This is a genomic window from Actinospineispora eucalypti, assembly GCF_039543365.1.
Taxonomy (GTDB): Bacteria; Actinomycetota; Actinomycetes; order Mycobacteriales; family Pseudonocardiaceae; genus Pseudonocardia; species Pseudonocardia eucalypti.
This window is the reverse complement of the sequence record NZ_BAABJP010000010.1, coordinates 218,879-245,187: the sequence shown is the minus strand read 5'-3', so window position 1 is coordinate 245,187 and position 26,309 is coordinate 218,879. Positions and strand designations below refer to the sequence as shown.

At 71.2% G+C, this 26,309-nt stretch carries 25 protein-coding genes and 1 tRNA gene; 15 read left to right on the top strand and 11 right to left on the bottom strand.

From position 1 onward, the window contains the following. Positions 1-50 precede the first annotated feature (50 nt). Positions 51-515, top strand: a complete 465-nt coding sequence (locus tag ABEB12_RS14820) for a DIP1984 family protein (RefSeq protein WP_185064024.1) — start codon at positions 51-53, stop codon at positions 513-515. 288 nt (positions 516-803) lie between these two features. Here the strand turns inward: ABEB12_RS14820 and ABEB12_RS14815 are convergent, their stop codons facing one another. After that, positions 804-1,058 carry a hypothetical protein gene (locus ABEB12_RS14815; protein WP_185064023.1) on the bottom strand — a complete coding sequence of 85 codons (255 nt, stop codon included), beginning with the start codon at positions 1,056-1,058 and terminating at the stop codon, positions 804-806. A 238-nt stretch (positions 1,059-1,296) separates the two neighbouring features. On the opposite strand from ABEB12_RS14815, the gene ABEB12_RS14810 reads away from it, so the two are divergent. The 3 genes from ABEB12_RS14810 to ABEB12_RS14800 all read left to right on the top strand — a co-directional run bounded on the left by ABEB12_RS14810 (position 1,297) and on the right by ABEB12_RS14800 (position 4,806). After that, the gene (locus ABEB12_RS14810; protein WP_185064022.1) at positions 1,297-2,016 is read left to right on the top strand and encodes a response regulator; all 720 of its coding nucleotides are present in this window, start codon (positions 1,297-1,299) and stop codon (positions 2,014-2,016) included. Next, the gene (locus tag ABEB12_RS14805; RefSeq protein ID WP_221498487.1) at positions 2,013-3,494 is read left to right on the top strand and encodes an ATP-binding protein; all 1,482 of its coding nucleotides are present in this window, start codon (positions 2,013-2,015) and stop codon (positions 3,492-3,494) included. The genes ABEB12_RS14810 and ABEB12_RS14805 overlap by 4 nt, the downstream gene beginning before the upstream one ends. Positions 3,495-3,591: 97 nt before the next feature. Then, positions 3,592-4,806, top strand: a complete 1,215-nt coding sequence (locus tag ABEB12_RS14800; protein ID WP_185064021.1) for an ABC transporter permease — start codon at positions 3,592-3,594, stop codon at positions 4,804-4,806. 572 nt (positions 4,807-5,378) lie between these two features. Here ABEB12_RS14800 and ABEB12_RS14795 read toward each other — a convergent pair. From ABEB12_RS14795 to ABEB12_RS14780, 4 genes are all read right to left on the bottom strand, one after another. Next, a complete protein-coding gene (locus ABEB12_RS14795) occupies positions 5,379-5,894 on the bottom strand; it encodes a hypothetical protein (RefSeq protein ID WP_185064020.1) in 516 nt (171 codons plus the stop codon). Positions 5,895-6,341: 447 nt separating this feature from the next. Then, positions 6,342-7,829: a MocR-like pyridoxine biosynthesis transcription factor PdxR gene (pdxR, locus tag ABEB12_RS14790; RefSeq protein WP_185064019.1), complete on the bottom strand. Its 1,488-nt coding sequence runs from the start codon at positions 7,827-7,829 to the stop codon at positions 6,342-6,344. Positions 7,830-8,018: 189 nt separating this feature from the next. Next, entirely contained in the window at positions 8,019-8,687 is a 669-nt protein-coding gene (locus ABEB12_RS14785; protein ID WP_185064018.1) for a hypothetical protein, read from the bottom strand. Positions 8,688-8,707: 20 nt separating this feature from the next. Beyond that, positions 8,708-9,250, bottom strand: a complete 543-nt coding sequence (locus ABEB12_RS14780; RefSeq protein WP_185064017.1) for a helix-turn-helix domain-containing protein — start codon at positions 9,248-9,250, stop codon at positions 8,708-8,710. 47 nt (positions 9,251-9,297) lie between these two features. Here ABEB12_RS14780 and ABEB12_RS14775 point away from each other — a divergent pair, with 47 nt between their 5' ends. After that, a complete protein-coding gene (locus tag ABEB12_RS14775) occupies positions 9,298-10,458 on the top strand; it encodes an aminotransferase class I/II-fold pyridoxal phosphate-dependent enzyme (protein WP_185064016.1) in 1,161 nt (386 codons plus the stop codon). Positions 10,459-10,685: 227 nt separating this feature from the next. Here the strand turns inward: ABEB12_RS14775 and ABEB12_RS14770 are convergent, their stop codons facing one another. Together ABEB12_RS14770 and ABEB12_RS14765 are read right to left on the bottom strand one after the other, a co-directional pair. Then, positions 10,686-11,519 carry an NAD-dependent epimerase/dehydratase family protein gene (locus tag ABEB12_RS14770; protein ID WP_185064015.1) on the bottom strand — a complete coding sequence of 278 codons (834 nt, stop codon included), beginning with the start codon at positions 11,517-11,519 and terminating at the stop codon, positions 10,686-10,688. Continuing rightward, the gene (locus ABEB12_RS14765; protein ID WP_185064014.1) at positions 11,516-12,295 is read right to left on the bottom strand and encodes an IclR family transcriptional regulator domain-containing protein; all 780 of its coding nucleotides are present in this window, start codon (positions 12,293-12,295) and stop codon (positions 11,516-11,518) included. Before ABEB12_RS14765 ends, ABEB12_RS14770 begins: the two co-directional genes overlap by 4 nt. A gap of 106 nt (positions 12,296-12,401) precedes the next feature. Here ABEB12_RS14765 and ABEB12_RS14760 point away from each other — a divergent pair, with 106 nt between their 5' ends. The 4 genes from ABEB12_RS14760 to ABEB12_RS14745 are packed head-to-tail and all read left to right on the top strand — an operon-like array spanning position 12,402 to position 17,585. Next, positions 12,402-13,898, top strand: a complete 1,497-nt coding sequence (locus tag ABEB12_RS14760; RefSeq protein WP_185064013.1) for a sodium:solute symporter family transporter — start codon at positions 12,402-12,404, stop codon at positions 13,896-13,898. A gap of 16 nt (positions 13,899-13,914) precedes the next feature. Beyond that, positions 13,915-14,826, top strand: coding sequence for a 5-dehydro-4-deoxyglucarate dehydratase (locus ABEB12_RS14755; protein ID WP_345702824.1), 912 nt, complete (start codon positions 13,915-13,917; stop codon positions 14,824-14,826). Positions 14,827-14,875: 49 nt separating this feature from the next. Then, positions 14,876-16,102, top strand: coding sequence for a hypothetical protein (locus tag ABEB12_RS14750; RefSeq protein WP_185064011.1), 1,227 nt, complete (start codon positions 14,876-14,878; stop codon positions 16,100-16,102). Then, the gene (locus tag ABEB12_RS14745; protein ID WP_185064010.1) at positions 16,080-17,585 is read left to right on the top strand and encodes an aldehyde dehydrogenase family protein; all 1,506 of its coding nucleotides are present in this window, start codon (positions 16,080-16,082) and stop codon (positions 17,583-17,585) included. Before ABEB12_RS14750 ends, ABEB12_RS14745 begins: the two co-directional genes overlap by 23 nt. A 347-nt stretch (positions 17,586-17,932) precedes the next feature. On the opposite strand, the gene ABEB12_RS14740 is transcribed toward ABEB12_RS14745, so the two are convergent. After that, a complete protein-coding gene (locus ABEB12_RS14740) occupies positions 17,933-19,552 on the bottom strand; it encodes a DHA2 family efflux MFS transporter permease subunit (RefSeq protein WP_185064009.1) in 1,620 nt (539 codons plus the stop codon). A 106-nt stretch (positions 19,553-19,658) separates the two neighbouring features. On the opposite strand from ABEB12_RS14740, the gene ABEB12_RS14735 reads away from it, so the two are divergent. Beyond that, positions 19,659-20,300 carry a TetR/AcrR family transcriptional regulator C-terminal ligand-binding domain-containing protein gene (locus tag ABEB12_RS14735; protein ID WP_221498485.1) on the top strand — a complete coding sequence of 214 codons (642 nt, stop codon included), beginning with the start codon at positions 19,659-19,661 and terminating at the stop codon, positions 20,298-20,300. A 131-nt stretch (positions 20,301-20,431) separates the two neighbouring features. Continuing rightward, on the top strand, positions 20,432-21,208 hold the full coding sequence (locus tag ABEB12_RS14730) for an efflux RND transporter periplasmic adaptor subunit (RefSeq protein WP_221498484.1): 777 nt from the start codon (positions 20,432-20,434) through the stop codon (positions 21,206-21,208). A gap of 185 nt (positions 21,209-21,393) precedes the next feature. On the opposite strand, the gene ABEB12_RS14725 is transcribed toward ABEB12_RS14730, so the two are convergent. Then, a complete protein-coding gene (locus ABEB12_RS14725) occupies positions 21,394-21,594 on the bottom strand; it encodes a hypothetical protein (protein ID WP_185064008.1) in 201 nt (66 codons plus the stop codon). Positions 21,595-21,818: 224 nt separating this feature from the next. On the opposite strand from ABEB12_RS14725, the gene add reads away from it, so the two are divergent. Next, the gene (gene add, locus ABEB12_RS14720) at positions 21,819-22,835 is read left to right on the top strand and encodes an adenosine deaminase (protein ID WP_345702823.1); all 1,017 of its coding nucleotides are present in this window, start codon (positions 21,819-21,821) and stop codon (positions 22,833-22,835) included. A gap of 140 nt (positions 22,836-22,975) precedes the next feature. Here add and ABEB12_RS14715 read toward each other — a convergent pair whose 3' ends face one another. Further along, complete coding sequence (locus ABEB12_RS14715) at positions 22,976-24,553, bottom strand: benzoate-CoA ligase family protein (protein ID WP_185064006.1); 1,578 nt, start codon at positions 24,551-24,553, stop codon at positions 22,976-22,978. Positions 24,554-24,683: 130 nt separating this feature from the next. Between ABEB12_RS14715 and ABEB12_RS14710 the strand changes: the two genes are divergently transcribed. Together ABEB12_RS14710 and ABEB12_RS14705 are read left to right on the top strand one after the other, a co-directional pair. Continuing rightward, a complete protein-coding gene (locus ABEB12_RS14710) occupies positions 24,684-25,157 on the top strand; it encodes a hypothetical protein (RefSeq protein ID WP_185064005.1) in 474 nt (157 codons plus the stop codon). Between the two features lie 35 nt (positions 25,158-25,192). After that, entirely contained in the window at positions 25,193-25,588 is a 396-nt protein-coding gene (locus ABEB12_RS14705) for a VOC family protein (RefSeq protein ID WP_185064667.1), read from the top strand. 52 nt (positions 25,589-25,640) lie between these two features. Here the strand turns inward: ABEB12_RS14705 and ABEB12_RS14700 are convergent. Next, positions 25,641-25,725, bottom strand: a tRNA-Tyr gene (locus ABEB12_RS14700). A 92-nt stretch (positions 25,726-25,817) separates the two neighbouring features. Here ABEB12_RS14700 and ABEB12_RS14695 point away from each other — a divergent pair. Then, entirely contained in the window at positions 25,818-26,309 is a 492-nt protein-coding gene (locus tag ABEB12_RS14695) for a YajQ family cyclic di-GMP-binding protein (RefSeq protein ID WP_185064004.1), read from the top strand.

Genomic DNA, 26,309 nt, shown 5'->3' with positions numbered 1-26,309 from the left:
GGTCCCGAAAAGCGGCTGCGCCCGGACCGGCGGTGCGCCATGATCGCCCGATGAAGCTTGCCAAGGCGTTGGCGCTGCGCGCGGACTCGCGGCGCCGGGTGGAGCAGCTGCGCGCCCGGATCGCCGCGAACGCGCAGTACCAGGAGGGCACCGAGCCGGCCGAGGACGCCGGAGCCCTGCTCACCGAGGCGGACGGCCTGATCGACCAGCTGGAGGTGCTGATCAGGCGGATCAACCGCACCAACTCGGCGACCGACCTCGGCGGGGACGGCACCATGACCGACGCTCTGGCCCGCCGGGACGCGCTGCGGCTGCGGCACGCGGTGCTGATCAACTCCGCCGACGCGGCGGCGGTGCAGGGTGGCGGGTACCGGCAGCTGCGCTCCGAGCTGCGCCAGCTGACCGCGCTGCCGGTGACCGAGCTGCGCCAGCGGGCCGACCAGGTGGCCAGGGAGATCCGCGAGCTGGACGGACGGATCCAGCAGGCGAACTGGACGGTGGAGCTGCTGGACTGAGGCCGAGGCGCGGGAGCAGGTAGCCGAACGGGAAGCGGACGCAAACCCCACCGCCGGCGGGGCAAGGCCGGCGACTTGCTGGAGTGCGGCGGGCAGCACCGGGGGTTCAACTCCCCCAGCTACAGCGCAGGCCCGGAACAGCGCACACGTGACCGGGTACCGGGCACGGAGCACAACCACGCGTCGGTTCCGTTCGGTGAGGGTGGGAACGGGGTCCCCGCGCCCCCGGAAAGGACGCGGCGCCGTGCGTGGGGGATGCACGGCGCCGCGTCCTCCTCGATCAGGAAGTCAGTTGTTCCAGATCTCCCACGGGTTGTTGCGGTCCGGTCCCTGGCGGCACTCCCAGCGGTCCCGGTGGCCGGGGAAGTCATGGCCACCGCGCCGCTCGCAGTCCTCCCTCGACTTGAACTTGGCCCGGAACTTGCGCGGCGGGGGCGGCCCGGGGTGCGGGGGGTTCGCGGGGGAGAGCACGGCGCCGGACATCGCCGGGGTCGCGGCCTGCGCGACACCCACCGACCCGAACGCGCCGATTCCCGCAACCACCAGGCCCACAATTGCGCCTCTGACAAATCGCGTCACGTTTTACTCCCGGTTCCGTCGGACTATTGAATGGTCCGAACGAGCCGCGACAGTAGCTTAGATCATCGCCGAGATCCGCCCTCTTCATCGACTTCCTAACGACCTTTCAGCTCATTTTCAGATTGCTCGACCGGGTGGACTTTCAGCTTATTTTCAGCCAATTTGTGGCTGGACTATAGGTGCGCAGGTCATAGTGTCGGCAATGAGTGAGAGACCCGCGGACGCGGAGGGTGTCCGGCTGCTGGTGGTGGACGACGACGCCAACATCGTCGAGCTGCTGAGTGCGGCGCTGCGGTTCGTCGGCTACCAGGTGCGCACCGCGAGCTCCGGCAGCGAGGCCCTGCGCGCGGCCCGGCAGTGGGCGCCGCACCTGGTGGTGTTGGACGTGATGCTGCCCGACCTGGACGGCTTCGAGGTCACCAAGCAGCTGCGCGGCGGTGGCGCGGCCGTGCCGGTGATCTTCCTCACCGCCCGGGACCAGATGCCGGACAAGCTGACCGGCCTGACCATCGGCGGCGACGACTACATCACCAAGCCGTTCAGCCTGGAGGAGCTGATCGCCCGCATCCGCACCGTGCTGCGCCGCACCCGGTCCGACCCCGGCGGCCAGCCGGCCGACGGCGTCCTGCGCTTCGCTGACCTGGAGCTGGCCGAGGACACCCACGACGTGCGCCGGGCCGGCGCGCTCATCCAGCTCTCCCCCACCGAGTTCAAGCTGCTGCGCTACCTGATGCACAACGCGGACAAGGTGCTCTCCAAGGCGCAGATCCTGGACCACGTGTGGCGCTACGACTTCGCCGGCGACGGCCGGATCGTGGAGTCGTACATCAGCATGCTGCGCCGGAAGGTCGACCGGGTGGACCCGCCGCTCATCCACACCCTGCGCGGGGTCGGCTACAGCCTGCGGCTGCCCCGCACGTGATCGGGTGGATCCGGGGCGCCTCGCTGCGCACCCGGCTGGTCGTCGGCGTGCTCCTGCTGGCCGCGGTGGGGCTGGTGGCCACCGACCTGGCCACCGTGGTGCTGCTCTCCCGCTACCTGGACACCCGCACGGACGCCCAGCTGACCCTGATCCAGAGCCGGATCCGGTACATCGAGGCCCGCCGGGGCCCGCCGCCCGGGCCGCCGCCGGAAGGGCCGCCCCGGCCACCGCCGCCGGGGGTGCTGGCCGGCGTCGGCGGGGACGTGGTGGTCGAGACCAGGGACGGCGGCGGCCACGTGCTGGTCCGCTCGCCGGATGAGCAGGCGCTGCTGCCGCCCATCCCGCCGCTGGAGGACCTGCGCGCGCGGGGTGAGGTGGGGCGGCCGTTCGACCTGGTGGTGCCGGACGCGGACGGCTCACGGCGCTTCCGGGTACTGGTCTGGGAACGGCCGGGCGCGGGCAGCACGGCGGTGGCGATGGACACGGCCGGCATGGCCGAGACCCGGCGACGGCTGCAGCTGATCGCGCTGGTGGTCACCGTGGTGGTGCTGACGCTGATCGGGGTGCTCGGTCGGGTGGTGGTGCGGCTCGGGCTGCGCCCGCTGAACGACGTGGAGTCCACCGCCGAGGCCATCGTGGCCTCCGGTGACCTCTCCCGGCGGGTGCCCGAGCAGGCCGATGCGCGCACCGAGATCGGCCGGCTGGCGGTCACCCTGAACGGCATGCTGGAACGGCTGGAGGCGGCGTTTGCGCAGCGCACCGAGTCGGAGAACCGGCTGCGCCAGTTCGTCGCGGACGCCAGCCACGAGCTGCGCACCCCCACCGCCAGCATCCGGGGGTTCGCCGAGCTGTACCGGCACGGGGTGACCAGGGACCCGGACGAGGTCGCCCGGCTGTTCGCCCGCATCGAGGCCGAGGCCACCCGGATGGGCCTGCTGGTGGAGGACCTGCTCCTGCTGGCCCGGCTGGACCAGCGGCGGCCGCTGGAGGCCGAGCCGGTGGACCTGATCCCGCTCGCGGCGGACGCGGTGGAGGCGGCTCGCGCGATCGCCCCGGACCGGCCGGTGAAGCTGGAGTTCGTGCCCGAGCGCGAGGAGCCCGAGGGCCCGGCGCCGATCGTGCTCGGCGATGAGGTGGCGCTCCGCCAGGTGATCACCAACCTGATCGGCAACGCGCTGCGCTACACGCCGGCGGACAGCCCGGTCGAGGTCCGGGTCGGGGTCTCGGGCGAAGAACGGGCGCTGTTCGAGGTGGTCGACCACGGCCCGGGCCTGGCGGCGGCGGACGCGGAGCGGGTGTTCGAGCGGTTCTACCGGGTGGACCCGGCGCGGTCGCGGGTGGGCGGCGAGACGGGGGTCGGGCTGGGCCTTTCCATCGTCGCCGGGGTGGTCGGGGCGCACCAGGGCACGGTTCGCCACCACCCGACACCGGGCGGCGGGGCGACATTCCGGGTACTACTGCCGCTGGCGTCCGAATAGCCCCCTCAGAGCGCATTTTCAGCTGGCCTTCAGGAATGGCTGGGAACGTGGTCACCGACGGCATGAACGGCTGAGTGAAACGATTTGGCGGCCCCGAATGAACTTCCGTGAAGCAATCGTTATCGCCTCCCGAGGACTCGAGGCGAACAAACTGCGCGCGGTGCTCACCACGCTCGGCATCATCATCGGCGTTGCCGCGGTGATCATGCTGGTCGGACTGGGCAACGGCATCAAGGCCGGGTTCAACGACTCGTTCGGCAAGCTGGCCAACCAGCTCACCGTCTCCAAGGTCACCGGCAGTACGCTCGGCGGCCAGATCCAGAACCTCACCGACCGGGACGTCACCGCGCTGCGGGACCGTTCGAAGGCCCCGGCGGTAGCCAGCGTCACGCCCACGGTCACCGGCTCCGCCGTGGCCACCTACAACCAGCTCAAGTTCCAGGCCTCGGTGCTCGGCTCCACGCCGGACTACCTGGAGATCACCGACCGGGACCTGGCGGTGGGCAACATGTTCACCGCCGCCCAGGCGCGCAGCAACGCGAAGGTGGTGGTGCTCGGGGCGAACTCGGTGGTCAGCCTGTTCGGCGGAAACGCCGGGGACGCCATGGGCAAGGAGGTGCGGCTGGGCAACTCCACCTTCACGGTGATCGGGGTGCTGGCCACCAACGGGCAGAACGACGACGCGGTCGTGGTGCCGCTGGGTACCGCGCGCGCCTACCTGACCGGCGGCACGGACGAGGTGAACCAGATCATCGTGAAGGCGACCAGCCCACAGGCGGTGCGCGCGGCCCAGGACCAGATCACCAGCGTGCTGGACGCCCGGCACAGCATCCACGATCCGGAGAAGCGCGACTTCAAGGTCAACGTCATGCAGAACCAGCTGGACCGGATGACCGAGACGCTGGGCTTCCTGACCATCTTCACCGTGGCGATCGCGTGCATCTCGCTGATCGTCGGCGGCATCGGGGTCGCCAACATCATGCTGGTCTCGGTGACCGAACGAACCCGGGAAATCGGTATCCGCAAGGCCATCGGCGCCCGGCGCAGCGCGATCATGAAGCAGTTCCTGATCGAGTCGACCGTGCTTTCCGGGCTGGGCGGAATGGTGGGCATGGCGGTGGGGGTCGGCATGACACTGGTGGCCGCGCAGATCATTCCCCAGCTGTCCCCGCGGTTCGGCACGCCGACCGTCTCCTGGACGGCCGTCGGCATCTCGTTCCTGTTCAGCCTGGTGATCGGGGTGGTCGCCGGCGGATACCCGGCCCTGCGGGCCTCGACGCTGCGCCCGATCGAGGCACTACGCTTCCAGTAGGCCTGCCCGGAAGGGGCCAACCCGTGGTCATCCGCTCACACTGAGCGAACTAAGGCCTCCTTTCGTGTGGTTTTACGCTTAATCCACGTACGGGAGGGCCCACACACTCAACAATGGGGGCAAGAGGTTTCGGCCCGCACGGTTCCACACAGCACAGTGGGAAAGTGAAGCTAGCCATCCGCCACTGGGGAGCGGACGGATGGTTGCCCGGCCGGAGTCGCCGTCTCGGGGGATGGTGACTCCGGCCGCTTTCTTTTCTCCCGCCCTGGCGGGAAGTTCGCGCCAGCTGGGGAGCGGACGGATCTTTAGTTTCACCGCCCCCGACGCCTGATCGCCACGTGTAGCCCGGTCGACTCGGGCCAACGGACCACCCACCGCGCCGGGCGGTTAGGTTCGTTCGTCGCCGAATCGTTACCGGTTACTCAGCGCTTGCTCACGGAAGCGCCCCAACCGCAGCTATACAAACCAGGCCGCGCTGTGCTAGCTCCCGCACGCACAACGCCTCTGTGTTCCCGCGTACCCCACCGACCCCACAATCACACCCCCCATTCGTGATCAACAAGCACTGATGGTCACGGCGGCCGCGGCGCCCGGGCCACTTCGGCGACCACCTCGGTCGGCCGGCGGTACACATCGGCGGCGGCGTAGCGGAAGACCCGCCAGCCCAGGTCGGTCCGGCGCGGGTAGCGGTAGACGTCCCGCGAGCCGCGGTCCGGGGTGAAGTGCTCGCCGCCCTCGTACTCGACGGCGATGCGCTCGGCCGGATAGGCCTGGTCAACGGTCGCCACCACCCGCCCGGACCGGTCGCGCACCGGGTACTGCACGCACGGGTGCGGCAACCCCGCCAGCACCAGCAACAGGCGCGGCCGCGTCTCCATCGGCGACTCGGCCCTCGGATCGGCGAGCGCGACCACCTCCGGCAGCCGACGGACGCCCCTTGCCCCCGGGTAGCGGCGGGCGAACTCGAGCAACTCGGCCGGCGGGAACCCGAACCGGGCGCACAGCGCATCCACCGCCACCACCGCCTCGGTGAGTGGCTCTCGGCGAGCCAGGTCGTAAGCGGTGCGCTCGCCCGTTGTCACTTCCATCCCGCGCACCAACCGCACCTCATCGGCGGCCAACTCGTCCTGGCGCGGCAACAGACCGGCGGCCGCTCAGCACCTCGCTCCCCCGAAACGGCCCCGTCAGCACCCTTAGCAGGATGCCGCCCACCCCGCCCACGCGGGCGGGAACGGCGAAATCGGTGATCATCAGGCACTCAGGGCTGTTCTTGGCGGCCCGAAAGAGCCCTGAGTACCTGATGATCTTCGAGGCAGCGCGCGGCTGCCGGGAGGCGAGCGCCGAACGCGGGAAGGTGCGGCGCGAGACGGAAAAGGGGGCGCGACCAAAGCCGGGTAGGACGGGACCAAGCGGACCGGACCGGGAGAAGCGGGCAGCGCAACAGAAGCGGGCAGCGCGGGTCAGCGGAGCACCGCGAAGCGGGCGGTGAGGTGGGGAGCGCGGGGGTGGTCGAGACGGGGCGCGGGTGGGTCGGGTCAGCGGGGTGAGAGGGCGCGTAAGGCTTCGGCGATGGTGGCTACGCCTTCGGCGATCTCGGTGGGGGTGCGGGCGGCGTAGCCGAGGACCAGGCCCGGCGCGTGGGGCAGCTGGCTGTGCCAGCTCAGCGGCTGCGTCTTCACGCCGAGCCGCAGCGCCGCCCCCGCCAGGTCGGCGTCCGAGAACTCGTCGGAGAAGCTGATCATCAGGTGCAGGCCGGCGGCGGCGCCGTGCACGACCGCACCGGGCAGGTTGGCCCGGATCGCGCTGATCATCGCGTCCCGCCGCCGGCGGTGCCGGCGGCGAACCATGCGCAGCTGGCGCTCCATCTCCCCCGACTCCATCAGCTCGGCCAGCACCAGCTGGGTGAGCACCGGGTTGCCCAGGTCGGCGTGCCGTTTGGCCGCCACCACGTCGGCGTGCATCCGGCGGGGCACCATCAACCAGCCCACCCGCAGCGCGGGCGCCAGCCACTTGGAGGAGCTGCCCGCGTAGCAGACCTGCTCGGCCAGCATGGAGCGCAGCGCGGGCACCGGTGGGCGGTCGTAGCGGTGTTCCGCGTCGTAGTCGTCCTCGATCACCAGGCCGCCCTCGCCGGCCCAGCCGATCAGCTCGCGGCGCCGCTCCCCCTCCAGCACGACCCCGGTGGGGAACTGGTGCGCCGGGGTCAGCATGGCCACCCGGGCACCGCACTCACGCAGCGCGTCCACCCGCAACCCCTGCTCGTCCACCGGCACCGGCGGCGTGCTCATGCCCGAGTTGTGCAGGTGCTGGCGGATGCCCAGCGAGGACGGGTCCTCCATGGCGACCTCGGTGATGCCCTCCTCCCGCAGCACCTTGGCCACCAGCCCGATCGCCTGGGCCACCCCGGCCACGATGATCACCTCGGCCGGGTCGGCCCGGATGCCCCGGTTGCGGGCCAGCCAGTTGACCACCGCGCGGCGCAGCACCGGGGTGCCGGCCGGGTCGCCGTAGCCGAAGTCCGCCGCCGCCAGCCGGGTCAGCACCTGCCGCTCCGCGCGCAACCATGCGGTGCGCGGGAACGCCGCCAGATCCGGCAGCCCCGGCGAGAGGTCGATGCGCGCGGGGATGCCGCGCAGCGCGTCGAAGACCCCCATTTCGGGCTCCCCGGCGAACACCCCGGCGAGACCGGGGCCGGACGCACCCTCGGCGGCGGAATCAGTCCCGGGAGAGACCGCGAGCGGAGCCGCGACCACCACGGTGCCCGCCCGGCCCCGGCCGGCCACGTGCCCGTCCTCCACCAGCCTGCGGTACGCCTCGGTCACCACGCCCCGGGAAACCCGCAGGTCACTGGCCAGCAGCCGGGTCGCGGGCAGCCGGCTGCCCACCGGCAGCCGGCCGTCGGAAATGGCCTCGCGCAGCCGTTCGGCCAGCCAGTCGGACAGCCCGCCGACCGGCGCGTCCTCGGCGTTCAGCTGGAGGAAGTCGGCGCCGGTCGTGCCGTCCTCGCTCCCCACGACGCTCACCGGCCTAAGGCGTGTGTCGTGGATCTATGCCGAGCGAGCGGCGATCCAGACGGATGCATCGCAAGGCGGACGACGAATCGATAGTGGAACTATCGATGAGGAGGACAACGCGGCGAGGCGCCGTCTGGGCGCCGCGCAGCCGGCTGGATGATCCGCGAGACATGCCTTGAGTTTCCCAGGCCGAAGCGATCAGGGCGTGACCGCCGCCTCCGCGTCGACCAGTGCGCGCAGCAGGTCGCGCAGCGCCAGGTTGGAGGTCGCGCCGGTGACCCGGACGTCGGCGTCCCCGCCCACGCCGTCCAGCAGCTCGCCGAAGATCTGCAACAGCAGCCGCAGCGTGGACCGGCTGCGCCACATCACCCAGCCGACGAACAGGTCGTCGCCCAGCGCGCGGATGGTCAGGGTCGCCTGTGCGCTGCCGGCGGACACGGTCACCGCGTGACCGTCGGCCAGCCGGTGCTCCTCGGCGGGGAACCGCTGCCAGCGATCCACCGTGCCGGCCAGCACCCGCTGCCGCGCCGCATCGGCCCGGCCGGCCTGCCCGGGGAGCAGCGCCCCGCCCTCGGCCAGGTACTCGCGCACCGGCAGGAACAGGGTGAACAGCCAGACGAACACCACCACCAGCATGCCGGCGAGGCCGACCACGGACAGTAGCGGACCGGTCTGCGGGTTCACCCCGAGCGAGCTGGCGCTGAGCACCGGCGAGCTGCTCAGCACGGTGAAGCTGAGCCCGGCCGCCCACAGCGCGGCGAAGAACAGCAGCACCAGCAGGAAGATGCCGGACCTGATCAGGTGCGGCAGCACCGACCGACCGCCCACCGGGTCGGTCAGCAGGTCGGGCGCCTTCACGTGAGCCACGCGACCGATTCTAATGCCGTTTAGTCCGGATGGAGCATCAGCAGCACCGCCCGGCCGGTACCCGACTCGGCCGAATAGACGTGCGGCACGGAGGCGTCGAACCGGATCGAGTCGCCTCCGGCCAGCGAGACCGGCGCGTCCTCCGGCCCGGCGCTGACCCGGCCCCCGGTGAGCACCAGGCACTCCTGCACTCCGGGCAGGTGCGCCGTCGAACGCTGCGGGCCACCGGCCACCTCGATGTCGTACACCTCGACGGTGCCGCGCAGCCGGATGCGGTGCAGCAGCCGGGCGGTGACCGCGTCCCCGGCCACGACCGGCCGTTCATCGGCACCGCGCACCACCTCGACCGACGGCTCCCCCGCATCCAGCAGCTCGCCCAGCGGCACGGCCAGCGCGGTGGCCAGCGCCCACAGCGTGCTCAGCGTGGGGTTGGCCTGGCCGAGCTCGATCCCGTGCAGCGTGGTCTTGCTGATGTCGCCGGCCTCGGCCAGGTCGGCCAGCGAGATTCCGGCGGCCGCCCGCAACCGCCGCACGTTCCGGCCGACCACTTGCGCGAGTTCCATGCGTATCAGCATAGTGGTATTCACGTATCAGAAAACTGGAGGCGAGCATGACGGTGACGCGGCTGCGGCAGATCCCGGGCATCGGCGTGGACCGGGTGGGCGACGCGGCGGACGCGGCGGACGACCCGGAGTTCCTGCGCCTGGAGAACCTGGACACCGACCTGCGCCCGCCGGCCGCCGCGCTGGCCGCCACCCGCGCCGCCGTGGACGACGACGCGGCCAACAGCTACCTGCCGTTCCAGGGCCACCCCGAGCTGCGCGCGGCCGCCGCCGCGCACGTCGGCCGGCTGGCCGGCCGGGAGTACCACCCGGACACCGAGTGCGTGAGCGTGGCCGGCGGGCTGAACGGCGTGCTGAACACGCTGCTCGCCACGGTGGAGCCGGGCGACGAGGTGGTGCTCTGCGACCCGGTCTACGCCGGCCTGGTGAACCGGGTACTGCTGGCCGGCGGCGTGCCCCGCTACGTGCCGGCCGAGGTGGTGGACGGCGGATGGGCGGTGGACCCGGAGCGGCTGGCCGGCGCGGTCGGGCCGCGCACGGCGGCGGTGCTGGCGATGAGCCCGTTGATGCCCACCGGGCTGGTGCTCGACGGTTCCCACTGGTCGGCCCTGGCCCCCGCCTGCCGGCGGCACAACGCCTGGCTGATCTACGACGCGGCGATGGAGCGGATCCGGTTCGACGACGCACCGCCGCATCACCCGGCCGCTCACCCCGAGCTGGCCGAGCGAGTGATCACCGTCGGTTCGGCCAGCAAGGAGCTGCGGATGATCGGCTGGCGGGTGGGCTGGGTGGTCGGCCCGGCGGGCATCCTGAACGACATCCGGCTGGTCGGGCTGACCAACGTGGTCTGTCCGGTGGGCATCGCGCAGCGGGCCGTGGCCGCCGCGCTGGCCGCCCCGGACGCCGACGCCGACGTGGCGGCCGCGACCGCCGAGTGGCGCCGCCGCCGGGACACCGTGCTGGACCAACTGGCCGGCTACCCGGTGGTCCGGCCGGACGGCGGGTGGTCGCTGCTGCTGGACACCCGCCCGCTCGGCCTCACCCCGGACGAGCTGAGCTCGCGCCTGTTTCGGCGGGCGAAGGTGGCCGCCACGCCGATGTCCGGCTGGGGTCCGGCGGGCGAGCAATACCTGCGGTTCGTGTTCGCCAACGAGCCGGCGCACCGACTGGCCACCCTGCGCGACCGCTTCGCCGCCGCCCTGCGGTAACCCCCCTTGGCTCTGCGCACAAATACGCAACAGCCTTCGGACTGCCCGCGGAGAGGCGGCTCACGCCGAGGTCGCGACGGGAGACGTTCGATCATGGAGAAACGTCTCTAACCGCTACCTCGATGCGGGGGCGGGGGCACAAGGAGGCGCGGGGAGGCGCGTTCTCCGGGCGGCCCAATGGGCGTGATCGCCAACCGCCAGAGATGACGATCACCCCGGGCTGGGCCTTACAACGAGTCGGGTTCGCCCAGGGGAAGGGTGCAGAAACCGCCGCCGACCAGGGCCATCACGGCGGGGTCGGGTTCACCGGCGGCCAGGATCTCGGCGGCGAACCGCTCCGCGTCGTCCTTCGGCGCATAACCCAGCGCGCGGGCCTCGGTGAGCGAGTACACCCGGCGGGTGTTGTCCGAGACGCCCCAGATCAGCCGGTACCCGGGGGACGGCGCACTCAGGCAAGCCTCGAACAGCCGGGCGCAGTCGTCGGGGGAGAGCCAGGTGACCAGGCCGCGCGGACCCAGCACGTGCGGCGTCTCGAAGCAGGAGCCGATCCGGATGGCGATGACGTCCATGCCGAACCGGGAGTGGTAGAGGCTGCCCAGCGCCTCCATCGCCACCTTGCTCACCCCGTAGTACGTGTCCGGACGCGGCGACGAGTCGGCGGGCAGCCCATCGAGCCCGTCCCGTTCGCCGAGCGCCGCCTCGGACACCGGCCGGAAGCCCACCGCGTGGTTGCTGGACGCGAGCAGCACCCGGCTCACCCCGGCGGCCTGTGCGGCCGCCAGCACCGTCCGCGTGCCGTTGATGTTCACCTCGAGCGTCTCCGCCCAGGTGTGCTCGCGGCTGTGCCCGCCGAGGTGGATCACCGCGTCCGCCCCCGCGCAGGCCTTTGCCATGGCTTCCGGGTCGGTGACCGAACCGGTCAGCACCTCCTCCCCCGCACCGACGGCCGGCGGGGTGACCACGTCCAGCAGCCGCAGTACCCGCCCTTCGCGCCGCAGTCGGGGCCGCATCAGCGTGCCGACGCCGCCGGCCGCCCCGGTGATCAGGATCGTCTCGCTCATCGCACTCCCGCCCCTCGCAACCGCCGGCCCAGTTCGGCGGTCGTCTCCAGCAACAGCTCCGACACCCGGGCGACGCCGGCCTCGTCCACCCGGTCCACGGGCATCGAGCAACTAATCGCGTCGGTCGCCGGAATACGGTAGGGGACCACCGCGGCCACGCAGCGGATGCCCGGTGTGCCCTCGCCCACCTCGGCGGCGAACCCCGACTCCCGGATCAGCGCACACTCCGCGACCAGCACCGACCTGGTCGGCAGGGTGTGCTCGGTCAGCGGCGGCAGCTTCTCCGGGACCAGCCGGGCCACCTCGTCGGCGGTCAGCTCGGCCAGCAGCGCCTTGCCCAGCGCGGTGGCGTACGCCGGCAGAGTGCGGCCCACCCGCGACACCAGGTGCACCGAGTGCCGGGACTCGCGGGTCTCCAGGTAGACCACCTGCGCGCCGTTGCGGCGGGCGAAATGCGTGGTGAACCCGCTCGCCGAACGCAGCCGTTCCAGCGCCTCGGTGGCGAACGGGATCACCGGGTCCCGGTCCAGGTACGCGGTACCGCAGATCAGCGCGCGCACCCCCAGCCGGTACCGGGTGCCGGCCTCGTCGATCTCCAGCCAGCCCGCCTCGAGCAGCGTGCGCACCAGGCCGTGCAGGCTGGACCGGGGAAAACCGGTGCGCTCGTGCAGCTCGGCCAACGACAGCCAGGCGCCGGTCTCGGCGAAGGCCTCGACCAGCTCAACGGCCCGCCGAGCGCTCTTGACCCCGCCCACCTCGGACGACACCCCGACCATCTGACTCCCTAAGCTCCCTTGCCTTGTGACCGGCACCATATTACCGTGACGTGAACGTTTTCGCGTGGGGGAACACAGTCACATATGTGAACGGTAGGGGAACGCGATGCACGCACTCGACTGGGGCATGGTCTGCGCCTATTTCGCCCTGATGCTGGTCATCGGCTGGTGGTCGCACAACCGGATCAGCAACGTCACCGACTTCTTCACCGCCGGCGGCCGAATGCCCTGGTGGCTGGCCGGCATCTCGCACCACATGTCCGGCTACAGCGCGGTGCTGTTCGTGGCCTACGCCGGCGTGGCGTACACCGACGGCGTCACCGTCTACTTCTGGGGCTTCGCCAGCATCGGCATCGGCGTGGGCATCGGCTCCTGGCTGTTCGCCGCCCGGTGGAACCGGCTGCGCTCGCACCTCGGCGTGGCCTCCCCGCTGGAGTACCTGGCACGGCGCTACAACGTGCCCACCCAGCAGGCGCTGGCCTGGAGCGGCAGCCTGCTGAAGGTCTTCGACATCGCGGCCAAGTGGTACGCGGTGGCCACCCTGCTGAACGTGTTCACCGGCATGGCCTACGTCTGGGGCATCGTGATCACCGGCACGGTCACCCTCATCTACTGCACCGTCGGCGGCCTGTGGGCCGACGCCCTCACCGACTTCGGCCAGTTCGTCATCCAGGCGGTGGCCGCGATCGTCATGCTGTGGGTGGTGCTGGACAAGCTGGGCGGCATCTCCGGGCTGTGGACGCTGTGGGGCCAGCTGCCGCCCAGCCACCTGAGCCCGACCACGCCGAAGTTCACCACCGTGCTGCTGCTGGTCTACGTGTTGGTGAAGACACTGGAGTACAACGGCGGCATGTGGAACCTGGCGCAGCGCTACATGGCCGCGCCGAACACCCACGCCGCCGTGCGCGGGGCCCGGCTGTCCGCGGCGCTGTACCTGCTCTGGCCGCTGGTGATGATGTTCCCGATGTTCGCCGCGCCGCTGCTCATCCCGGGCATCGAGGACGAGACCAAGTCCTATGCAGTGATGACGCTGACCTTCCTGCCGGCCGGGCTGATCGGCCTGGTGCTGGCCGGGATCTTCTCCCACACCATGGCCATGGTGTCGTCCGACGCCAACGCCATCTCGGCGGTGATCACCCGGGACATGCTGCCGGTGCTGTGGCGGAAGGCCCGCTCGTTCACCACCGTCGAGGGGCTGCGGACGGCGCGCATCTCCACCTTCCTGTTCATCGTGCTCACCATGGCGGTCGCCACCCAGGTGCCCAAGCTGGGCAACGTGCTGGGCATCGTGGTGTCCTGGGTGGCCGCGCTGATGGGTCCGATCTCGGTGCCGCTGCTGCTGGGCATGCTGCCCGCGTTCCGCCGGTGCGGCCCGCGCGCCGCGTTGGTCTCCTGGGCCGGTGGACTGATCGCCTACGCCATCGTGTACTACGGGTTGCACGCCAGCCAGGCGACCACGGTGGCCACCCCGATCCTGGTGTCCCTCGCGCTCTACGTCGGGCTCGGCCTGCTCGCCCCGGAGCCCAACGAGGACACCGACCAGATGATCGAAGAGATCGGCCGCGAAGAGTCTGAACCGGCCAAGACCCCGGCCCTGTCCTGAAAGCGAGTTTTCCTTGGTGGCAGAACTGAACGGCCTGCTGGCGTTCCCGCTCACCCCGTTCACCGAGGACCTCGAGGTGAACCTGGACGCGTTCGCCGACCAGGTCGAGGAGCACCTGGCCGCCGGGGCCGGGGCGCTGTTCGTGGCCTGCGGCACCGGCGAGTTCAGTGCGCTGGCCCCGGCCGAGGTGGCTTCGCTGCTGCGCACCGCCCGCGAGGTGGCCGGCGGCCGGGTGCCGGTGTGGATCGGCGCCGGCGGCGGGGCGGCCTCCGCCCGGGCGGGCATCGCGGCCGCCGCCTCCGGGGGCGCCGACGGCGCGCTGCTGCTGCCGCCCTACCTGGTGAACGGCCCGCAGCACGGGCTGCTCGAGCACGTCCGGTACTCGGTGGGCGGCGGCGACCTGCCGGTCATCGTCTACCAGCGGGGCGCGGCGGTGTTCCGGCCGGAGACCGCCGCCGCCCTGCTGGACGTCCCGAACGTGGTCGGCTTCAAGGACGGCCTCGGCGACATCGAGCTGCTCAGCAAGATCGTCGCCACGGTGCGGGCCCGCTCGTCCGAGTTCCTGTTCTTCAACGGGCTGCCCACCGCCGAGGTGTCCGCGCGGGCGTACTCGGCGATCGGTGTGGCGCGCTACTCCTCGGCGGTACACTGCTTTGCCCCTGAGATCGCCCACCGTTTTTTCCGCGCGCTCGCCGACCGCGAGGACGCGGTGCTGGACGCGCTGCTCACCGGGTTCTACCTGCCTCTGGTGGCGCTGCGCGACGAGACGCCGGGTTTCGCCGTCGCCCTGGTCAAGGCGGCCGCCCGGCTACGCGGCCGCAAGGCCGGCGGGGTACGCCCGCCGCTGGCCGACCCGACCGCCGAGCAGCTCGACCGACTGGAGCGGGTGATCGACGAAGGGTTGCGCACCCTGCGCAACCTGACCTGAACCGCGGGTCGCGCAACCCCGTGCGGCCCGGACAACCGAGGACATTTCCGTGAGGTTCACCGGATACAGCTATCCCTGGGACGTCGTCGACTCGCCCGGGTTCACCGACCGGGCCGCCGAGCTGGGCGTCGACGAGGTGGCGGTGGCGCTCAGCTACCACTCCGCCCGGGCGGCAACGCCGTGGTCGCTCGGCCGCACCGCACTGCACGCCCGGTACGCCGCGCTGTACCGCCCGATCCGGGAGGACGCCTGGCTGGGCGCGCGGCTTCGCCCCTCGGCCCCGGACTGGCTGGTCTGGACGGACGCCGGCGGCGAGGCGGTCCGCATGCTGGCCAAGGCCGGGGTGCCGGCGGCCGGGTGGGTGGTGCTCACGCACAACTCCCGGCTGGGCATCGCCTACCCGGAGCTGGCCGTGCAGAACTGTTTCGGCGAGCCGTACCAGTGGGCGCTGTGCCCCTCGTCCGCCGAGGTGCGCGAGTTTGCCGCCACCCTGGCCGCCGAGGCGGTGCGCGACCTGGAGCTCACCTCGGTGGTGCTGGAGGCCTGCGGTCAGCTGGGCGCGCTGCACCAGTGCCACCACGAGAAGACCGACGCGGTGTGGAGCCCGGCGACCGCCCGGCTGCTCTCCGTGTGCTGCTGCGCGGCCTGCGCGCAGCGCTGGACGGCGGCCGGCGCCAACCCGGCCGAGGTCCGCTCGCGGCTGCGCAACGGCGTGCACCGGCTGATCCGCGACGGCGACCTGAGCGCCGCCGGAACGCCCGCCGATCCCCCCGCCGACCTGCCCGAACAGCTCGCCTCGCTGCTGCTGGCCTGCCGTCAGGCGGGCACCGACCAGCTGCGCGCGGACGTGGTCGCCGCCTGCCGCCGCGAGCTGGGCGACGGGGTGCGCATCGTGCTGCACGGGTCGGTGGACCCGTGGGCCACCGGCGCGCTGCCCGCGCTCACCCCGGCGGCGGCGCGCAACGTGGACGGCCTGGACTCGGTCGTGCTCCCGTGCTGGCAGCCGGGCCCGGCCACGGTTTCCTCGGTGCGCGAGGCGCGTGCGCTGCTGCCTTCGCGGGTAGGCGTGGGGGCGTACGTGACGGCGGTGGGCGCCAGCTCACTGCCCGACCCGGCCGGTTACGTGACCGAGTTAGCGCGGGCCGGCGCGGACCGGCTGCACCTGTACCACCTCGGCCTGGCCGGGCCGGCGCGCTGGGGCGACATGCTTGCCACTGCGGCCGGCGCCCGAACGATGCACCCTGGGGGGCACCATGACAAAGGACACGCACTCTGACGCTCTTCCGGAAGACACCCCCTACTCCGACCTGGACGCGCTGCTGGACGCCGCCGCCTCGGCCGCCGGGCCCGCTGCCGCCGCCACCCCCGCCGAGCGCGCCCGCTGGCTGAGCGCCGCCGCCGACGCGCTGGACGGCGCCGCCGACGAGCTGGTCGAGCTGGCCGCCGCCGAAACCCACCTGCCCGCCGCTCCCCGGCTGCGCGGCGAACTGGCCCGCACCACCTTCCAGCTGCGCCTGTTCGGCGAGGTACTGGCCGACGGGGCCTACCTCGGCGCCCGGGTGGACCACGCCGACCCGCAGTGGCCGATGGGCGCCCGGCCCGACCTGCGCCGGGTGAACGTCCCGCTCGGGCCGGTGCTGGTGTTCGCGGCCAGCAACTTCCCCTTCGCGTTCAGCGTGGCCGGCGGGGACACCGCGTCCGCACTGGCCGCCGGCTGCCCGGTCATTCTGAAGGCCCACCCCGGACACCCCCGGCTGTCCGCGCTCACCGGGTCGGTGGTGCGCGAGGCGCTGCTCGGCGCGGGCGCGCCGGCCGGGATCTTCGAGGTCATCCACGGGGTGGACACCGGCGTGGTGGCACTGCGCGACGCGCGGATCGCGGCGGCCGCGTTCACCGGCTCGGTGGCCGGCGGGCGGGCGCTGTTCGACATCGCCTGCGGGCGGCCGTCCCCCATCCCGTTCTACGGCGAGCTGGGCAGTGTGAACCCGGTGGTGGTCACGCCGGGCGCCGTGGCCGCGCGCGGTGCCGAGATCGCTGCCGGCTTCGCCGGCTCGTTCACCCTGGGCACCGGCCAGTTCTGCACCAAGCCCGGCCTGTTGCTGCTGCCCGCGTCGCACGGGCTGGACGACGCGCTGCGCGAGGCCGTCCGGGCCACCGCCGCGCACCCCATGCTGAACGAGCGGATCGCCGAGGGCTTCGCCGCCCGGCTGACCGAGTTGCGCGCCGCCGAAGGGGTCACCGAGCTGGCCACCGGCCAGCCCGCCGCCCTGGACGGGCCGGACGGGGCCGAACCGGTACCGGCCGCCCTGCTCCAGGTCACCGCGACCGACTTCCTGCGCGCCGGCGACATCACCCGGCACGAGTGCTTCGGCCCGTCCTCGCTGGTCGTCACCTACGCCGACGCCGCCGAGTTGCGGGCGCTGCTGGACGCCCTCGAGCCCGGCCTGACCGCTACCCTGCACGCGGAGGAGTCCGAGGCCGACCAGGTGCGCGCGGTGCTGCCCGCCCTCACCCGGATCGCCGGCCGCGTCCTGTGGAACGAATGGCCGACCGGCGTCTCGGTGACCTGGGCGCAACAACACGGCGGCCCCTACCCCGCCACCACCGCACCGACCACAACGTCGGTCGGCACCGAAGCCATAACCCGCTTCCTCCGCCCCGTCGCCTACCAGAACTTCCCCGACACCCTCCTGCCCGACCCCCTACGCGAAGCGAACCCCTGGCACCTCCCCCGCCGCACCGACGGCAAACCCACCTAACCCCCACCCCACCCCCGGCGAGTCGGGGATCTGGGTACAGCGAGTCGGGGTTTGAGGTACAGCGAGTCGGGGATCCAGGTACGGCGAGTCGGGGATTGAGGTACAGCGAGTCGGGGATCTGGGTACGGCGTCGGCGATGCCATGCCCTAAATCTCGATGCCGACCGCCACAAGACGTAACGGGCGCCCGCGAGATACGCACAAGGCGACCAACGAGCCAGACCGCCGGCCAATCGCGCCGTCCACGTGCCTCCGAACCCGCGCTCGCACCAATGCCCGGCCCCGAACCCAAACTCGCGCCGTACCTCAAACCCCGACTCGCCGTACCCAGATCCCCGACTCGCGGTGTCAGCCGGCGTGGACGGCTACGGGGGTGTCGCCGGGCGACGCCGCCGGGGGACGGCGGAGGAGGAAGCTCAGGATGACGGCGGCGACGCAGAGGCCGGCGATGACCAGGAAGACGTTGCTGTAGCTGGCCCCGAGCACGTGCAACCGGGTCTGCTGGTAGAGCCCGTACATCGCCAGCGTGCGGTCACCGCCGGCGCCCATCATGTCCGGGGTGAGCCCCATCCCGGGAGGCATCGGGATGACCGGCAGCTCGGCCGCCCGGTTCTGGGTCATCAGTGCGGCTCGGTCGGCGGCCATCTGCGCCTGCTGCCCGACGGCCATCGTGGTGAAGATGCCCAGGCCGATCGCCGCCGACGCCTGCTGGGTGAGGTTGTTGATCGCGCTGCCCTGGTCCACCCGGCTGGCCGGCAACGCGGAGATGCCGGCGGTCATCAGCGGCATCATGGACAGGCCCATGCCGCAGGCCCGCACGCAGGTCCAGAGGATCACGTCGGCCTCGGTCATGTCCGGGTTGATCCCGGACAGCAGATAGCTGCCCCAACCGGTGAGCAGCATGCCGATCACGACCAGCCAGCGTGGCCCGATCTTGTCGTACAGCTGCCCGGCGATGGGCATGAGGAAGCCGACCACGAACGCCTGCGGCATCAGCCGCAGCCCGGCCTCCAGCGCGGTCAGTCCCTGCCCCTGCTGCAGGAAGGTCGGGACGTAGAACATCATCGCGAACAGGCTGATGCTCAACACCGGCAAGATCAGTAGTGAGTTGGTGAACTGCCAGGTGAGGAATACTCGCACGTCGACCAGCGGATGCTCGCGCTCCAGCTCGATCACCACGAACAGCGCCAGGCTGAGCGCACCGGAAACCAGCAGGATCAGCGTCGGGTAGGAGACCCAGTCCCAGTCCTCCGCCTTGGACACCGCGAGCAGGATGGCGAACAGCCCGTACGCGGCGGTGACGAAGCCGTAGGCGTCGAACGGGCGCCGCGCCCCGCCGGGGAACCGGGGCAGCACCAGGACGGCCGCGATCAGCCCGAGAACCGCGATCGGCACGTTGACGTAGAAGATCAGCCGCCAGTTGGTGTGTTCGATCAGGTAGCCGCCCAGCACCGGGCCGGTGGCCGGGGCGAACACGATGCCCAGGCCGTACATCCCCATCGCGGCGCCGATCTTCTCCGGCGGCACGATCTTGTAGAGCAGCGTCATGGTCATCACCGGCAGGATCCCGCCGGACACCGCCTGGACCACCCGGAACGCGATCAGGCTCTCCAGGTTCCACGCCATGCCACACAGCGCGGAACCAATCGCGAACCCGAACAGCGAGGCCAGGTACACGTTGGTCAGCCCGAACCGGTTGCCCAGCCAGCTGCTCAGCGGCACCACCACGCCCAGGGTGAGGGTGTACGCGGTGGCGATCCAGAGCACGTCCTCCAGGCTTGCGCCCAGGTCCTTCTGGACCGCGGGCACGGCGACGTTGACGATCGTCACGTCCAGCACGGCCATGAACATGCCGGCCACCAGCACCGCGAGGGACAGTCCCCACGGCGGGTCCTTCTTCTTGGCGACCGCCGTGGTCGAGCCGTCCGTCCGTTCGTCCACCGGGCGCTCGGACGTGGTGAGCGTCATGAATCCATGCTTACATAGAGGCCTTGTGGTTCTCTAGTAGAGAATCCCGGGATTTTCAACAGGGAACCCCGGGTCTCGCCGAACAGAGAACGGAGGACGCGGCGCGGTGACCATCCAGCGCGAGCAGGACGAGCGGGCGCTCGGCGCCTGCGCGATCTTCCAGGACCACCGGAAGGGACCGAGGCGCCGGGGCGAGGCGCTCAACTCGGCGATCTTCGAGGCCACCAGGGCCGAGCTCACCGAGGTCGGCTACGCCGAGCTGACCATGAAGGGCGTCGCCCGCCGGGCCAGGGCCAGCAAGGGTTCGCTCTACCGGCGCTGGCCGAGCCGGGCCGAGCTGGTGGTGGACGCGATCGCGGACGGCGAGCCGGACCTGCCGGAGATGCCGGACACCGGCTTCGTGCGCGAGGACATCCACGGGTTCCTGTGTGGCTCGGCGACCAAGCTGGCCGGACCGCGCGGCGAGGCGATCCGGGGCCTGATGGCGGACACCATCCGCGACGAGGAGCTGTCGCGAGTGGTCCGGCACCGCTTCGTCGAGCCGTCCACCCAGCACATGCTGGAGATGATGCGCCGGGGCGTGGTGCGCGGCGAGGTGCGCCCGGGGGCGCTCACCCCGATGGTGGCCAGCGTCGGACCGCAGATGCTCCACATGCACTTCATGCTGCACGGCGCGGTGGACCAGACGCTGGTCACCGAGCTGGTCGACTCGGTCGTCATGCCACTCATCCGCGCCGAGCCGCAGTAATTCAACTACAGATGAACTAGACTAGCGTCACACTCGACAGGCCAGCGGAATATAAATAGAATACGAGGCGTACTCTACGGAGGCACGACCTAAACCCCCAAGACCAACCCGCACCAGCTTTGGAGCCCAGCATGGAAGGCCCAGACAGCCCGGCGAACTCCGTCACGCAGGAGAGGCCCGCCGACACGAACGGGGCCTCGCCGTCGACCCAGTCCGCCCCCGCCCCGGCGCCCGCCGGCGGCAAGAAGGAAATGAAGCGCTCCACCCGGGTCGCGCTGAGCATCATCGGTGTGTTGGCCCTGCTGGCCGCCCTCGGCTTCGGTGGCGCCTACTTCCTGTACTCGCGCAACTTCGTCACCACGGACAACGCCCAGATCGACGGCGACAAGATCCAGGTCAACGCGCCGACCACCGGCACGCTGGTCAACTGGCGGGTCACCCAGGGCACCCAGGTGAAGAAGGACGAGGTGCTCGGGCGCATCGAGTCCTCCGGCAGCGGCGCGCAGCCGCAGCGGGTGATCAAGTCTCCGGGCAACGGCACCGTCGCCATCAACAACGGCATCGAGGGCTCGTTCGTCAACGGCGGCACCCAGCTGGCCACCGCCTACGACTTCAGCAAGATCTTCGCCACCGCCCGGATCGACGAGACCGACGTGGGCGACGTGCGGGTCGGTGCGCTGGTCGACATCGACGTGGACGCCTTTCCCGACGCCAAGGTCCTCGGCGTGGTGCAGGAAATCCAGGGCGCGGCGGCCGACCAGTTCTCGCTGTTCCCCGAGTCCAACAGCACCGGCAACTTCCAGAAGGTCACCCAGGTCATCCCGGTCAAGATCGCACTGCTGAACACCGACGGCGCCGCGGTCTCCCCCGGCATGAACATCACCGTCCACATCCACAAGCAGCAGTAACCCACCCCGCCCTGACCCGTGTGGCCCGCCCCCGACACCCGGGGACGGGCCACACGCACGTCCACCCCGACCCACCACCCCGGCGAGTCGGCGATCTCAGCACGCCGAGTCGGCGTTTTCAGCACACCGAGTCGACGTCCTGAGCACCGTGCGTCGACGCTCCCAGCACACCGAAGCCGGCCGGATCAGTCCTCGACGCCCAGTGCGGCGCCGATCGTGTCCACCACGCTCTCCGAGGTCGCGGCGACCGTCCCGTCGACCACCTCGGCCACCGGCGCCAGCTCCGCCGCATGCGCCTGCGCGACGCCGACGGCCAACAGGGGCGCCGCGACTACGCCCAGCACCGCGCCCCGGACGACCCAGCGCCGGCGGTTCTTCTCTGCCATACGGATGCTCTCCTCAAATCGACTGCGTGGCTTCGAATCGCCTGAGGTTCCCCTCAGGTCCGCCGAGCCTCCGCTGCTCCGAACGGATGAACAAGGCCGGACGGGGAGCGTTTCCCGGCCCGAAACACGCTTCGCCCCGCCGGGTGAGGCCCGTTAACCGCCAAGTGATCATGCGGTCACAAATGAGTAAGCCGTATCGCGCCGCGCGGATAGGGTGGGTGTCCGTGATCGTCGACGTTGCGAAGTTCGCCGCCGCGCTGCCGAAGGTCGAGCTACACCTGCACCTGGTCGGCTCCGCATCCCTGGAAACCGTGCTCACCCTGGCCCGCCGGCACCCCGATGGCGGCGTGCCCACCGATCGGGAGGAGCTGCGCCGCTTCTACGCGTTCCGCGACTTCCCGCACTTCCTGCGCGTTTACCACGACGTCAACCTGCTGGTGAACACCGGCGCGGACGTGGTCACGTTGCTCGCCGGACTCGCGGAGGACCTGGCCGGACACAACGTCCGCTACGCCGAGGTACAGGTCACCCCGGTTCGCAACCGGATGGCCGGCATCGACCACGACGACCTGGCGCAGGCGTTGGTGGACGGCCGCGAGCTGGCCCGGACCGAGCACGGGGTGGAGCTGGGCTGGATCTTCGACTCGGACTCGCTGCTCGGCCCGGCCGGCGCCGAGGAGACCGTCGACTTCGCGTTGCGCCAGCGGCCGGCCGGCACCGTGGGCATCGGCTTGGGCGGCCCGGAGCTGAACGTCCGGCGCGCCGACTTCGCCCCCGCGTTCCGCCGCGCCACCGAGGGTGGGCTGCGCAGCCTGCCGCACGCCGGCGAAACGGTCGGGCCGGACGAGGTATGGGCGGCGGTCACCGAGCTGGGCGCGGAACGCATCGGGCACGGCATCGGCGCGGCCACCGACCCGCGCCTGCTCGAGCACCTGGCCACGCACCGCATCCCGCTGGAGGTGTGCCCGAGCTCGAACGTGGCCACCGCCGCCGTGCCGTCGCTGGCCGAGCACCCGCTGCCCACGCTGGTCGCGGCCGGTGTGCCGGTCACCCTGGCCACCGACGACCCCGGCATGTTCCACTGCGACCTCACCGGGGAGTACCGGCTCTGCCACGAGGTGTTCGGCTTCGGGGTCGACGAGCTGGCCACCATCGCCCGCACCGGCGCCGAGGCCGCCTACTGCACCCCCGAGCTCCGCACCCAGATCCTCACCGAGATCAACGCCCTCCTCCCCCACTGATTCAGTCACCCCCAGCAGCCTGATTCAGTCACTTCAGCAGCCTGATTCAGTCACTCCAGCAGCTTGATTCAGTCACTTCAGGTGTGCTGAAAACCCCGACTCGCGGTGCTGAAAACGCCGACTCGCGGGAGGAGCGGGGGTCAGGCGGGGGCGGGTTCAGCCAGGAGGGTGGTGGCGGAGGCGCGGAGTTCGACGCGGCGGATCTTGCCGGTGGCCGTGGTCGGGTAGCTGGTCACGAACACGATCTTGCGTGGGCGCTTGAACGAGGGCAGGCCGGCGCGGCAGAACTCGATCAGCTCGGTCTCCGAGACCGACACAGCCGACACGTCCGGCGCGAGCACCACGTAGGCGACCGGCTTCTCCAGGCCGTCGGTGTCCGGCGCGGACACCACCACCGCCTGCGCCACCGCCGGGTGCGCCAGCAACCGGTCCTCCACCTCGGCCGGGGACACCCAGATCCCGCTGGCCTTGAGCATGTCGCCGGTGCGGCCGAGGCAGACGTAGTAGCCGTCCGGGTCACGCACGTAGGTGTCACCGGTGCGCAGCCATTCGCCCTGGAACACCTGCCGGGAGGCGGCGTAGCGGGACCAGTAACCGGTCGCGGTGGACCCGCCGCGCACGAACAGCGTCCCCGGGGTCCCGTCCGGCACTTCGACGCCCGAGTCGTCCAAGATGCGCAGGTCGTAGCCGGGCACGGCGAACCCGGTGGTACCCGGCCGCACCTGGCCGCGCCGGTTGGACAGGAAGATGTGCAGCATCTCGGTCATCCCGATGCCGTCCAGGATGTCCACCCCGAAGTGCGCGGTCCACCGCTCGTAGAGCGCCGAAGGCAACGCCTCGCCGGCCGAGGCGGCCAGCCGCACCCCGGCCAGGGCGTTGGCCGGCAGCCCGGCACGCAGCATGTTGGCGAAGAACGTCGGCCCGGCGAAGAACAAGGTGGCACCGTACGAAGCCGCCCGCGCGGCCACGGTCTCCGGCTTGGAGGCGGCCGGTTCCAGGATCGCCGAGGCGCCGACGGACATCGGGAACAGGATCGAGTTGCCCAGCCCGTAGGCGAAGAACGCCTTGGCCGCCGAGAGGCACCGGTCGTCGCGGCGGATGCCGAGCACCTGCGTCCCGTACGTCTCGCAGACCACCCGGATGGAACCGTGCCGGTGCATGGCGCCCTTCGGGTCGCCGGTGGTGCCGGAGGTGTAGAGCCAGAACGCCGGCGAGTCCTCACCGGTCGGGTATACGGCCTCGTCGGGCGCGGCGCCCGCCACGGCGGACAGCGCGTGCGTCGGCACCGGGACGTCCAGCTCGGCGCCGTCACCGAGCAGAACGCCGGCCAGGTCCGGCGGCGGCACCGGGGCGAGCGCCCCGGCGGCCAGCTCGGCGAACTCGTGACTCACCACGCACAGCCGGGCGCGCGAGTCGTGCAACAGCCCGGCCAGCTCGTACGGGCGCACCATGGTGGACACCGGCACCGGGATCGCCCCGATCCGCATCGCGGCCAGGTAGACGGCGACGAAGTCCGGGGAGTCGGCCATGAGCATGATCAGCCGCTGTTCCGGGGCCAGCCCGGCGGCGCGCAGCCCACCGGCCAGCCGAAGCACCCGTTGATGCAGGTCTCCATAGGTGTGCTCACCGGCGACGCCGGTGAGCGCGACGCGATCCGCACCCCCGTTCTCCAGTTGCCGGTCCAGCAGGTACGTACTCGCGTTGAACAGCTGCGTCATCGTCGACCACCTCGCGCGGCAATACTCCACAATTCTGCCACGCCCCGTCAAGCGGCCGTAGCACATTTGCGATCCGGAAGCGGCGGGTGACCGGACGTTAGGGCGGCTCAACAACGGGTACCAGAAACCCATGGGTAACTCTGGTTATCTGCTGATACTGCTGATCGGCGCGGTGATCGTGATCGTGGACGGGCAGCTCATCTTCCGGAAGAGCCCGGCGTACCTGGACGAGGTGTACCAGAATCCGGGACGCTCGCGGCAGGTGTCCGGCCTGGTCGCGGTGCTGTTCCACCTGGTGATGCTCGGCCTGGTGGCGCTGGTCGCCTCGATCGGCCTGGACGAGAACCCGTCGGCGCGCTCGGTGATCTCCCGGGTCGGCGTGCTGCTCCTGCTCACCGCGCTGGGCCACGCGGGCACCATGTCGGTGCTCTCCCGGCTGCGCGACCAGCAGCAGAGCACCAAGATCGCCGAGGCCACGGTGGGGGCGCACATCGAGCGGGACGGCGAGCCGCCCAAACCCCCCGCGCCCCGGGTCGGCACGGTGGGCGACACCACCGGCGACGGCCACGTGGTCAAAGCCCCGGCCGACCAAGAACCCACCTGACCCGAGGTAGCCGGTAGCGTCCCAGCGTGACCTCGATGCGGGTGACCTCGGTGACGATCAGCGCGCCCGACCCGCGCGCCCTCGCCGCGTTCTACCGGGGACTGCTGGGCTGGCGGCTGACCGCCGAGGAACCTCCGCGCCCGGGGAACCCGCCGGAGGACGGCTGGGCGCAGCTGCGCCCGCCACCGGGCGAGACCGGCCCGACGCTGAACTTCGAGTACGAACGGGACCACGTCCCACCGGTCTGGCCGAGCCGCCCCGGCCAGCAGCAGACCCAGGCGCACCTGGACATCGCGGTGTCCGACCTGGAGACCACCACCGCCTGGGCGCTACGGGCCGGCGCCACGCTCGCGGACCACCAGCCGCAAGAGGGCGTCCGCGTCTTCCTGGACCCGGCCGGACACCCGTTCTGCCTGTTCCTCGACACCTGATGAGAACGGCCCCCTCCCCAGCTCAGACACTGGTGAGGGGGCCGTATCGCCCTGGTGGCGGGTGAAGGATTCGAACCTTCGAAGGCAAAGCCGACGGATTTACAGTCCGCTCCCATTGGCCGCTCGGGCAACCCGCCTGGGGTGCGGATCACTTGCGTGACCACGCATCAGAGAGGATACGTGAGCGGCGACGGCCATTCACACTGGGTTCGAGATTGAGGAGGAGACGGTGGCGGATCCATCGTTCGACGTGGTCAGCAAGGTCGACCGGCAGGAGGTGGACAACGCGCTGAACCAGGCGGCGAAGGAGCTATCGCAACGCTTCGACTTCCGGGGCACCGGTGCCGGGGTCAGCTGGGCCGGCGAGGAGGCGATCACGATCGAGGCGGAGACCGAGGAGCGCTGCCGGGCCGCGATCGAGGTGTTCAAGGAGAAGCTGATCAAGCGGAACATCTCGCTGAAGGCCTTCGAGGTCGACGACCCGAAGCCGTCCGGGCGCATTCACAAGGCCAGCGGCACCATCCTGCAGGGCATCGCCTCGGACAAGGCCAAGGTCATCGCCAAGGCGATCCGGGACGAGGCACCCAAGGGCGTACAGGCGCAGATCCAGGGCGACCAGCTGCGGGTTTCCGGCAAGAAGAAGGACCACCTGCAGGAGGTCATCGCCATGCTCAAGCAGAAGGACTTCGGCATCGCGCTGCAGTTCACCAACTACCGGTAG

Coding starts and splice junctions, on each gene's coding strand:
- ABEB12_RS14795 (WP_185064020.1), bottom strand. CDS start 5,894: ATGGAAGTGACAACGGGCGAGCGCACCGCTTACGACCTGGCTCGCCGA.
- ABEB12_RS14745 (WP_185064010.1), top strand. CDS start 16,080: ATGACAAAGGACACGCACTCTGACGCTCTTCCGGAAGACACCCCCTAC.
- ABEB12_RS14780 (WP_185064017.1), bottom strand. CDS start 9,250: ATGGAACTCGCGCAAGTGGTCGGCCGGAACGTGCGGCGGTTGCGGGCG.
- ABEB12_RS14775 (WP_185064016.1), top strand. CDS start 9,298: ATGACGGTGACGCGGCTGCGGCAGATCCCGGGCATCGGCGTGGACCGG.
- ABEB12_RS14730 (WP_221498484.1), top strand. CDS start 20,432: ATGGAAGGCCCAGACAGCCCGGCGAACTCCGTCACGCAGGAGAGGCCC.
- ABEB12_RS14765 (WP_185064014.1), bottom strand. CDS start 12,295: ATGGTCGGGGTGTCGTCCGAGGTGGGCGGGGTCAAGAGCGCTCGGCGG.
- ABEB12_RS14705 (WP_185064667.1), top strand. CDS start 25,193: ATGCGGGTGACCTCGGTGACGATCAGCGCGCCCGACCCGCGCGCCCTC.
- ABEB12_RS14820 (WP_185064024.1), top strand. CDS start 51: ATGAAGCTTGCCAAGGCGTTGGCGCTGCGCGCGGACTCGCGGCGCCGG.
- ABEB12_RS14740 (WP_185064009.1), bottom strand. CDS start 19,552: ATGACGCTCACCACGTCCGAGCGCCCGGTGGACGAACGGACGGACGGC.
- ABEB12_RS14715 (WP_185064006.1), bottom strand. CDS start 24,553: ATGACGCAGCTGTTCAACGCGAGTACGTACCTGCTGGACCGGCAACTG.
- ABEB12_RS14810 (WP_185064022.1), top strand. CDS start 1,297: ATGAGTGAGAGACCCGCGGACGCGGAGGGTGTCCGGCTGCTGGTGGTG.
- ABEB12_RS14710 (WP_185064005.1), top strand. CDS start 24,684: ATGGGTAACTCTGGTTATCTGCTGATACTGCTGATCGGCGCGGTGATC.
- ABEB12_RS14800 (WP_185064021.1), top strand. CDS start 3,592: ATGAACTTCCGTGAAGCAATCGTTATCGCCTCCCGAGGACTCGAGGCG.
- ABEB12_RS14760 (WP_185064013.1), top strand. CDS start 12,402: ATGCACGCACTCGACTGGGGCATGGTCTGCGCCTATTTCGCCCTGATG.
- ABEB12_RS14770 (WP_185064015.1), bottom strand. CDS start 11,519: ATGAGCGAGACGATCCTGATCACCGGGGCGGCCGGCGGCGTCGGCACG.
- ABEB12_RS14725 (WP_185064008.1), bottom strand. CDS start 21,594: ATGGCAGAGAAGAACCGCCGGCGCTGGGTCGTCCGGGGCGCGGTGCTG.